Annotated in this window: 11 protein-coding genes and 2 pseudogenes; all 13 read right to left on the reverse strand. The window is 38.4% G+C overall.

Annotated features, from left to right (window positions below; translation table 11 throughout):
- Window positions 1–570: 570 nt before the first annotated feature.
- The gene (locus DCC82_RS09930; protein WP_012749541.1) at window positions 571–1,323 is read right to left on the reverse strand and encodes a putative immunity/bacteriocin fusion bifunctional protein; all 753 of its coding nucleotides are present in this window, start codon (window positions 1,321–1,323) and stop codon (window positions 571–573) included.
- Window positions 1,324–1,557: 234 nt separating this feature from the next.
- Window positions 1,558–2,436 carry an IS982 family transposase gene (locus DCC82_RS09935; RefSeq protein ID WP_097354499.1) on the reverse strand — a complete coding sequence of 293 codons (879 nt, stop codon included), beginning with the start codon at window positions 2,434–2,436 and terminating at the stop codon, window positions 1,558–1,560.
- Window positions 2,437–3,560: 1,124 nt separating this feature from the next.
- The gene (locus tag DCC82_RS09945) at window positions 3,561–3,983 is read right to left on the reverse strand and encodes an NUDIX hydrolase (RefSeq protein ID WP_015863911.1); all 423 of its coding nucleotides are present in this window, start codon (window positions 3,981–3,983) and stop codon (window positions 3,561–3,563) included.
- A 373-nt stretch (window positions 3,984–4,356) separates the two neighbouring features.
- Complete coding sequence (locus tag DCC82_RS09950) at window positions 4,357–4,620, reverse strand: hypothetical protein (protein WP_108430343.1); 264 nt, start codon at window positions 4,618–4,620, stop codon at window positions 4,357–4,359.
- 20 nt (window positions 4,621–4,640) lie between these two features.
- Window positions 4,641–5,273 carry an anti-sigma factor C-terminal domain-containing protein gene (locus tag DCC82_RS09955; RefSeq protein ID WP_286170497.1) on the reverse strand — a complete coding sequence of 211 codons (633 nt, stop codon included), beginning with the start codon at window positions 5,271–5,273 and terminating at the stop codon, window positions 4,641–4,643.
- Window positions 5,271–5,507: pseudogene (locus DCC82_RS18555) on the reverse strand (sigma factor regulator N-terminal domain-containing protein); the annotation flags it as partial. The pseudogene DCC82_RS18555 and the gene DCC82_RS09955, both read right to left, overlap by 3 nt.
- A 12-nt stretch (window positions 5,508–5,519) precedes the next feature.
- Window positions 5,520–5,705: a hypothetical protein gene (locus DCC82_RS18130; protein ID WP_233252967.1), complete on the reverse strand. Its 186-nt coding sequence runs from the start codon at window positions 5,703–5,705 to the stop codon at window positions 5,520–5,522.
- Window positions 5,702–5,971: a sigma factor-like helix-turn-helix DNA-binding protein gene (locus tag DCC82_RS18135; RefSeq protein ID WP_233252968.1), complete on the reverse strand. Its 270-nt coding sequence runs from the start codon at window positions 5,969–5,971 to the stop codon at window positions 5,702–5,704. Before DCC82_RS18135 ends, DCC82_RS18130 begins: the two co-directional genes overlap by 4 nt.
- On the reverse strand, window positions 5,947–6,186 hold the full coding sequence (locus tag DCC82_RS18140; RefSeq protein ID WP_233253029.1) for a sigma factor: 240 nt from the start codon (window positions 6,184–6,186) through the stop codon (window positions 5,947–5,949). The genes DCC82_RS18135 and DCC82_RS18140 overlap by 25 nt, the downstream gene beginning before the upstream one ends.
- A 525-nt stretch (window positions 6,187–6,711) precedes the next feature.
- Window positions 6,712–6,993: a hypothetical protein gene (locus tag DCC82_RS09965; RefSeq protein WP_033005834.1), complete on the reverse strand. Its 282-nt coding sequence runs from the start codon at window positions 6,991–6,993 to the stop codon at window positions 6,712–6,714.
- Between the two features lie 32 nt (window positions 6,994–7,025).
- A pseudogene (locus DCC82_RS09970) lies at window positions 7,026–7,463 on the reverse strand (transposase family protein); the annotation flags it as partial.
- A gap of 176 nt (window positions 7,464–7,639) precedes the next feature.
- Window positions 7,640–8,065 carry an NUDIX hydrolase gene (locus tag DCC82_RS09975; RefSeq protein WP_015374844.1) on the reverse strand — a complete coding sequence of 142 codons (426 nt, stop codon included), beginning with the start codon at window positions 8,063–8,065 and terminating at the stop codon, window positions 7,640–7,642.
- Window positions 8,066–8,228: 163 nt separating this feature from the next.
- Window positions 8,229–9,291 (reverse strand): DUF3800 domain-containing protein (locus DCC82_RS09980; RefSeq protein WP_233252969.1); only part of this gene is annotated, 1,063 nt, incomplete at its 5' end.

Consider the following 9,291-nt stretch of genomic DNA (forward strand, 5'->3'; position numbering starts at 1 on the left):
GGACTCTCTCCTCCTGTTTGTAGTGTGGTCAATGAACATCTTACCAGGGAGAGAGTCCTTTTTTCATGTTTCTTGCTTGGGATCCTACCGCGCTTCGCTTGGTGGCCCCGATGAGGGGGGATTGCGAACCTACGTTCCCACCCCCCCTCATCGGGGAATTCTAAGAATTTCTCCCACAAACATTTTACTCACACCTATACCTAACCGAAATTCATCTCCCACTTTCACTTCGTTTAGAAGTGGGAGACTTCTTTCGGAAAGATGTTAAATGCTCAAAACATGGTGAAAACATCGCTATTTTAATACATAGTATGCAGACATAGAGAAAGCAACGAGAAAGAAAATCGCCGCAATAGTGATTCTCCATTTCCTGCTTTTATTTTTGGACATCTTATCTAGGGTAATAAACACTCCAATGCCAGCAACAACAATGAAAAAGTGAGACCATTCGGAGGGATAAGTAAAAATAGCCATGATCGATAATACAACAATCATGATGACATTCCACAATGCCCCTCTTTGCCTGAATGATAACGGCACTGGCACCATCTCCTTGAAAAAAATTTGCCTTTATATAGAGGCAAGAGCACAGCCTATCGCATATCCCCCTAAGCATCCTAGACAAGCACCACACGCATAAGGACTGGCAAACAAACAACCTCCGCAAGCGGATTCACACGCAAACTTCGCCCAAGAAGGGAATGTCCTCCAGTTGTTTTTGATACATTCTTGCACTCGATCCCAATATCCAGCCTTAACCTCATTTGATTGAATCAAATGATTTTCTTCGTAAAATTCAACATTTGTAACCATCCCATCCGCCATGTTAATGGTTGCTGTTACGATTTTAACATCATCCAAAGTTTTGATCGTATATAACATAAACTTATCATTGATTTTTTTCAGTTCAATATAGGTGGGATCTGTCAATTGACCCTGTTTTCCATCTACACCTACGACTAAATATGCCTTTTGATCATTATACTTTGGATTATCTTTAGATGGAATCATAACAACAGAAATTCCATTCTGATAATCTACTTTTATGGATTCACGCCACTCAAAATCATTATTTTTAAATTTGCTAAGCTTAGCATTGTAAAATTGACTTAAAGTATGTTTTACATCGTTGATCAAGTAGATATCTTTTACTTTATCCGTTTTGAAATTTGAAACTTCCCGTACTTTTTGGCATGATGTACAATTTTCATTCTGTTGATTAGACGACTTAGCCAAACTATGTGGAATATGAACTGAATAAGGTTGTAGGAGGAGCAAAGAAGAGAAACAAAGAGCAGCGAGATAAGGTATAAATCGTTTCATTACGTAACCAGCCCCTTCATGAATTTATATATCCTCCCTCTAGAAATGTTGATATATCAAGGCTTTCTTTAGAATGTTTTTCATCCAATCAGAGAATACCCTACCTTTTTCTTTTTGGTCTAGCAAAATGTGTTACACAAAATTTTATACATCTACACCCATTATTTAAAGTTTTATTTTTCATATTGAAACCTCCCCAAATTTATAGTATTTACCCGTGGTGCTAGTTGAGCGTCAACGCTCCACTAGCCCAAGAACAACGAGAGAATGGGCCAATAAAATGCCATCAAGCGCTGTTTCAAATCCAGAAACCGAATTGGCACGAATTTCCGTAATCCGAAATGAATCCACTAAAACCGAGAACGCAGTTTCAACGATTTTGCGTTTTTGCTTCATCCATTGTTTCCATTTTTTTGATTGCGCAACTTGTTGATTTTTCCGAGCAGGCGTCCAAAAAGCGATTTTGTATTCATCGTATAGTTTCTTTTGCAAGGCTTGGCTCACATATCCTTTGTCGCCAAGTGTATACGGATGAGGAAGTTGGGCCATCACGGTTTCCGCAGCTGTCCGGTCGTGGCAGGATGCTTCGGTCAGGACATATCCCATCGGAAGCGCTTGGTCGGTAATCTGAAGATGAAGCTTAAGTCCATAGTAAGCCATCTTTTTGGATGCACAATACCCAATATCTGCGATTCCTTGAAATCGTTTGACGCGATACATTCGTGCGTGGTGGCAGAGTTCAATGGGTAAGCTATCCACCACCGCATAAGCGTGATGTTGTCCACGTTTGGCGAGTTGGTGACGAATCCATTTGATCGCCCAACGCAACGACCGGCATCGACGGTTGTATCGAGAGCGCTCTGGGAACATTTCCTTTGTGAACAGGTTTCCAATGACAAATCGATGCCAAGCCCGTTCCGAAGTAAACCCCAGCAATTTTCCAAGAATGTGAATGGCGATGATGACCTCATCCTCTTGCTTCAACAAATGACAATTTCGACGTTGTAAATACATCTGGATACAAGGCAATTGTTCTGATACAAAGAATAAGATCGCGGCATATTGCTTTTGAATTTTTGCTTGGTCTATTGTAAAATGAAAGTGCTCTTGCATGGGACTTCTCCTTTTGGATGTTTGTTCGCACTTTCATTTTAAAGGAGATCCTCATGCAAGGGCTGTTTTTATGTCTTGAGATTTTATCTAGCACCACGGGTATAGTATTTTATTCCATGTATTATATTACCATATAAAGATCTATTATCCAATATATAAATTTACAAAAAGAGGGGATTTTGGATATGATAAAAAAAGAAAAAAGTAGAAATAAACCCGTGGTGCTAGTTGAGTCTTAACGCTCAACTAGCACCACGGGTATTCGTAATAATCCCTTCCCCACTTTAATTAATGAATGGAAATAAATCGCAAAACAAAAAAAGAGACAGTAAAGTGCAAGTACTGTCTCATCACGCCGCTTTATTCCTTATGCTCCAGAATGGCTTGCCACTCTTTCTCCCGATCTGTTTCCTAGGGTTCGATTCGGTAGCTCAGCCATGCAGCAGGCAGAATCAGGCTGGGTAACAGTTGCTCAAGTTTAATCCCGATCCCGATAATGAGGCTTTTCCGCCGTTTGGAGAACTTCTTAAATTCAACATGGTTACTCTGTACAGCTCAACGATATTACAGAAACGTATATTCGTTATCCAACATCAGATTACGATTCACCTAAATTTTATAGAGATATATGCAGATACTAATTTAGCTTGTATTAACTGAAGCTTCCCATTTTACATATTCATCAAATTGTTCATCATCAGATGCAATGAAATCTTTTTCAACTTCAATGGTGACTGCAACTATTTCTTTTCGTTTCTTCCACCTGGAACAAATTCATTTCGGCACCATTTTACAAAGTTTCTCGAATGACACAGATATGTTTTTGCTGTGTTATCAGCTAACAGACCTTCTTTCCATTTTTCTTTTACCTCATTCTCATAGATTTGATACAATTCTTCTAATTTCTTTATAAATTCCTGTGATGCCCTCATCTGAATCAGCTCCCGATTAATATTTTATTAAGCAATTGGTAGATATGGTTTGTGTGTTGGAAGTTGAGATTGTGACCCCATAAAAAGCACCTGATCTTTTATCAATCCGTCAAACCATCTTGTTTGGATAGCGCGGTCCGCGGATCTTACTCGGCATGAACTGAACTCATTTAGCTATCTTCCATCTCTACTCTATACCCATTCTTCCAACGAAAACACGTCATTTCTTTCAAAGTCGTGAAGAATGGCCGGAGGCAGCAGTTCACGCACTCTCTCTTTAGTCGACCAGCAATAATCGATATGCTCTTCCGAAAGAACAACTTCATGATGATCGCTTTTGCATAAGTATGTAAGAATGACGACTTGCCGCGTTGCGTGCGTTTGAAACGTTGTCGCATATAAAATCCGCTCCACCGTCACATCCAATCCAACTTCTTCTTGGATTTCTCGCAACAGCGCCGCTTCTAAATCTTCTCCAAAGTGTATTTGCCCTCCGACTAACTCCCACGTTCCGCCGCCCACTTCGTCATCATTAGCGCGTTGTACAATTAATACTTTTCCTTCGTGTAAAATAAACCCTTTCAAAACTACAACCATTTCATTTAAACTTGTCATTTCAAGCACCTTTCCCCATTATGAATATCAACACGGTTGCTTTCGCTCGATTAACGAATTAAAAAGAATCACTTTTATGGTTGTTAAAACCAATTATAAAAAATGAATATATAACCAGCATATTAGAAAGAGCAGCTATATTGTGTTTCCATAAACCTCTACCTTCGAAACCATATATGTTACTTGCTTTTTAGAAAATTTCATTTTTGTATATATAGAATAATCTAAATGTTCTAATAAAATATATCAAGATAAATTTGGGATATTTGGTATTGGTTTTACAGGTATGCATCTATGTCTTTTGCAACACGTTCCTATATTGAAAAAGGACAGCCTTATTTGGACTGTCCTTTTCGCTTTTGCTGCAGTAAAGTTACGGCTTGTAGTTAATGCCTATACCAAACCAAATCATTCCCATACAAGAAACGATTAGGATGAAGTGAAGGATGCCGCCTAAATATGAGTAGAATCGATCTTCTTTTAGGAGGCCAAGCAAGCATATAAGCATTCCGAACAATGAAATCCAAATGTAACCGATATCAAAAACAGGGATCTCCGCTATAATTTGTACATTTAACAAAATAAGCAAAAATATAGCCACCAATGTATTTAGCATATTGATTCTTACCATTCTCATTTTCGACTATTCCCCCTTTTCTATGGCAAATGGATCTGACCTAATCGAATCACGTTGACTTCCTTCATCTTTTCTAGAGACAAAACATCTTTGGCGGTTCCTGTCATAGCGATTCCATAAATCTTCAATTCCTTATGTTTTTTTATCCATTTTAGCCGCTCGGCCATCTTTAAGTCTTTGTATTCCGTTAGTTGTGTTGCCCATTTTTCGTTTTTGCTCAATAGCTCGAGCCCTTTGACTACTTCTTCGTAATCAGTAAACGAGCGATGGAATACAGAATCTACATGCACTTTTTTGTACGGAAAGCCAATTGCTGGTGTTTGGATGAAATCTAAATCATTCCTCATCTGTTCCTCTACACCTGTGTCCAACGCAAGCCATGTCATATGATATCCCTTGAATTTTTCATTGATTTCTTTTAAGGAATAGGACCGATTCAGGGAAATATAGATTTCAACCGACCAATCGCTCGGGAGAGATTCAATTTTTCTTCGTTCGTCAGGTAAAAAGTATTTGGCTTTCGGATGAATAAAGTTGATCCCAATGTGATGAATCGAATACCCAATCGCTCGATAATTCGATTCTTTAGCAAACACATCATTGAAAAATAGTTTGTAAGTATCCTTGCCTAGATAACTTCTTTTATCATCCATCCATTTATATTTGTCGGTCGTGACAGTCATGGTAAAGGGCTTGATCTCAACATCCACCGTATCGTAATCTACATACACATTTGGAGACATCATTTCACTCACCGTTCGAATGGTTTCAATCAATTCGTTCCCTCGGTTATGATCCCGCCCCCAGCCGTAATAAACAAAAGTAAACATAGTCAATAAGGGAACAATCGTGAGTATAAACGATACAACAAGCAGCGTATTTCTAAAAAAGAATTTTTGTTAGGCCTTTTTCATCATTTTTGCGAGATCGGCTTCCTTCATCCCTTCATCATGAAGGGTTTCATGGAGAAATTCATGGTATACGTCAAAACTTTCTAGAAGCTCCTCTATTTTTTGTTCTTCCTCTTTGCTTAGTGTGCCATTTTGATATTTCTGCAATAATGGTTTTAACTCGTCTTTTCTCATCCCTTCACCTCATTGCGTAATCGTTTTTCTAATTCCCGCCTGCCCCGAAACACAAGGCTTTTTAAATAAGGGAGTTTTACGTTTAACAGCTCCGCCGCTTCTTTATAGCTAAATCCTTTTAAATCGACGAGCATAATGGCTTTTTGTTGCAGTTCTTTCATGGTGGACAAATGTTTATAAATCAACTCCAGCTCATATTTTTGCAAAAACGCATTTTCCGTTTCTAATAATGGATCTAGCTTTAACGACGCAAAGAAATCATCCACTTGTACAACCTGTATCTTTTTTGCTTTCTGCAGTGGTCGATGAAGGTATGATAAGCGATCCGGTAAAGCCATGACTTTATTTGTGCTATGTCGCTTATGCCGCTTACATGTAAATAAGCCTTATAAAATGTTTCCTGCAGAAGATCCTCTGCCAAATGATAATCATTGGTTAATCTGTACAGATAGCGAAAAAGGGATTTTGAATACAAGCGCATAAGTATATCCAATTCAAATTTATTGGCAATGGTTTCCACCCTCCTTCCGCTATAAAAGACGCATAAAAAACAAAAATGTTTCTGTTTTTCCAAATTTTTTTATGAAACATATGCATGAATTGGAAAAATCATCGGACATCATGTTGAAACAGCATCTATACATACTTTAATTACTATATAAAGCGGTTATCGCTAGACTTTTATGATAGCCCTTCTTGAACACTGGATAAGTTTATTTTTTATTAGTGAAGCGATCAAATGAAGAGGATTTTGATTCGTATGAAAAGAGGAGCGTATTCGAGGGAGTAAGCATGTTTTGCAGAGTTTTAAGCTTACTTATGTCTGTTTTTCAATCTAAACTTATTTGTATAATCAACGCCATCAATCTTTACTTTCATAATCAATATATCGCCAAGAAGTATAAACTTACTCATTTCCATTTTTATATGCCACCTACTTTTGTGTATTTACAGGAGAAAAAGAAAGATTGCAACTACGGGCAGAATCTTTGAATAAGAATATTTTTTATGGTTCACTAATCCCCATTGCCAATAGCAAAAGAAAAGCAATGGCCAAAACCGCTCCATTTCCTATCAAGCTGATAATTGGCAGAAAGAAACGTTTCGTCATCAACCACGAGAACACAGCGAATAAAATACCAATAATTGATAAGATGCCATAAATTGTGATCACGAAATAAACATCAGCATCTGGACCTCTTTCAACATAGAAAATAATGATACTTATGATTACAGGAAACAAAGACGTGACACCTAATATATTTCCTACTTTTTTCTTGTCTAACACTATTACCCCCACCTTTTTGTTGATAATAACTAATACCCGATATCGGCGATTCCTTGAAACCGTTTGACCCGATCCATTCTCACGGCATGACATAACTCGATTGGCAAGCTATCCACCACAGCGTAGGCATGGTGCTGCCCGCGTTTCGCCAATTCATGGCGAATCCATTTGATCGCAAAACGCAGTGATCGACAACGACGATGATACCGGGAACGTTCCAGAAACTGCCCCTTTGGGAACAAGTTCCCGATAACAAAGCGATGCCACGCCCGTTCAGAAGTAAAACCGAGCAGCTTTCCTAAAAGATGAATGGCGATGATGACAGCGTCCTCTTGCTTGACCAAATGGCGATTTCGACGATGAAGATGCACCTGAATGCATGAAAGTTGGGCAGAAACAAAAAAGAAAATGGCGGCATATTGCTTTTGAATCTTGGCCCGATCTGTAGTAAAATGAAAGTGCTCTTGCATGGGGATTCTCCTTTCGAATGGTAGGTCGCACTTTCATTTTAAGGAGATCCGCAGGCAAGGGCTATTTTTATGCTTGCTTGAGTTTATCTAGCACCACGGGTAGAGAAAGGAACGTCACGATTCCCTCTACTCCCCCCTCGACTCGCTGCAACCGCAGCGCAGTGAAAAGCAGAAAACTATATGTAGTTCAATATTTCACGAGGCGCAAAGTTGTCGATTTTCTGCAATTCGTCTTTGCTCCACCATTTGAGTCCTTTCAGTGTGTCTTTTTCGTTCTTTGTCATATGTTCGATAGACAACACCGTATCGGATTGGATCGTAACGTGATAATAAATTTCCCGGCTAATAAAAGAACCTTGTTTTCCTTCAATCCATACATCCAGTTGGAATATGGGGCCACCGAGAAGATCAACCACTATGCCTAGTTCTTCGTATAATTCCCTTTTTAAAGCTTCAGCTGGGGTCTCGTTTTCTTCAATGCCCCCTCCTGGAGTAACCCATAACACTTTGTTCCCTACTACATCCCGAAATTCAAATTGCTGAAGAAGAATTTCGTTTCGCTCATTGATGATCACTGCTCTAGCACATTTGCGTATCCTCATCGGGCGCTCCTTTCCAGATCTATTTTACAGATGCAGCCGGCCATGACTGCCGAACTCGGGTTTCATAAATGGCCCGAATTCGAACGTCCATGATGGGAAAACTCCTTCTTTTCTTTGTGTGTCAAAGATTCATATTTATTGATAAAAAAACTAACTAAGAGAATCATAAAATAGAATAATTCCTACCCCGCCCTTCAATCTGATCCTTGTATCCGATCAGTGTGTTCTTCATGGTATTCGGATAGCCTGTCTTGAGTCTAAGCTCTTTTAGAGGCATCGCTGGATTCTCAACCATGATCTTTTGAATTCGTATTATTTCTTGTGAATCATATGCTGCTTTATAAGCCATAAAAGGTGATACATAGTCGCTGATATTGACAAAGGTGAGTTCTTCGTGTCCCGTCCATTTATATAGTTTGATTTGCTGTTGAAACTTCATTAAGTTATTTCCTTCAATAAGGAACCGGTATATTAAATCACTTTTTATCTTGGCAGTATTGGACGATTCAAGATAATTTTGTTCCAACAAAAATATAACCATCCCCATAAATGTATCCACTATTTGCAAAGGTATTGATTTAACAGAGTTTTGAGAAAGAACATTAACAACGCGGTAATTTTTATTGCGATAAGCCGAATGTGCGTTCATCTGTTCAATGATTTTCGTTTCAAGAAAAAGCTTATCATACTCATCATTCTGGTCTACCTTAATCTTCACCTTAATCGTTCCAGATTCTTGACTTGATAAATCCCGAGTCATTCCATAAAATAATCTTTCCGGTATTTTGATATAGAATAAGTTTCTTAGTTCAGTCGCCGTTAATCCGATTTTCTGTGCCGCATACAAAGCATCCCTATTATTAACGGTTAGAATATTAATCTGTACATTCTCATTAATAACCGTATGAAGAGTTTGAAAATATTTCTTGACAAGGTTGTCTTTCGTATACTCTCGAAAATGAAGTTCACTAAAAGAATTACACTGTTTAAAGATGTTTCGAACTTGCTTAACAACCCTTGCCATTGCGGCATCGGTTCCTCCGTAAGCCCCATAGTAAGAATAGTTAGCGTTAAACTGGTCGAGTTTATTGCTCTCATCAAAATAGATTAAGTAGTGCATATTTAAAGTAAACTCCTTTACTTTCCATACATAAATTCCAGCTCTGAGGAGTAAAAATTCTTCGAGATAAATTGAACTTCTAGCCCCCAAATTTTGATAAATATGC

The organism is Geobacillus sp. LYN3 (genome assembly GCF_003064505.1).
In the GTDB taxonomy this organism is placed as follows: Bacteria; Bacillota; Bacilli; order Bacillales; family Anoxybacillaceae; genus Parageobacillus_B; species Parageobacillus_B toebii.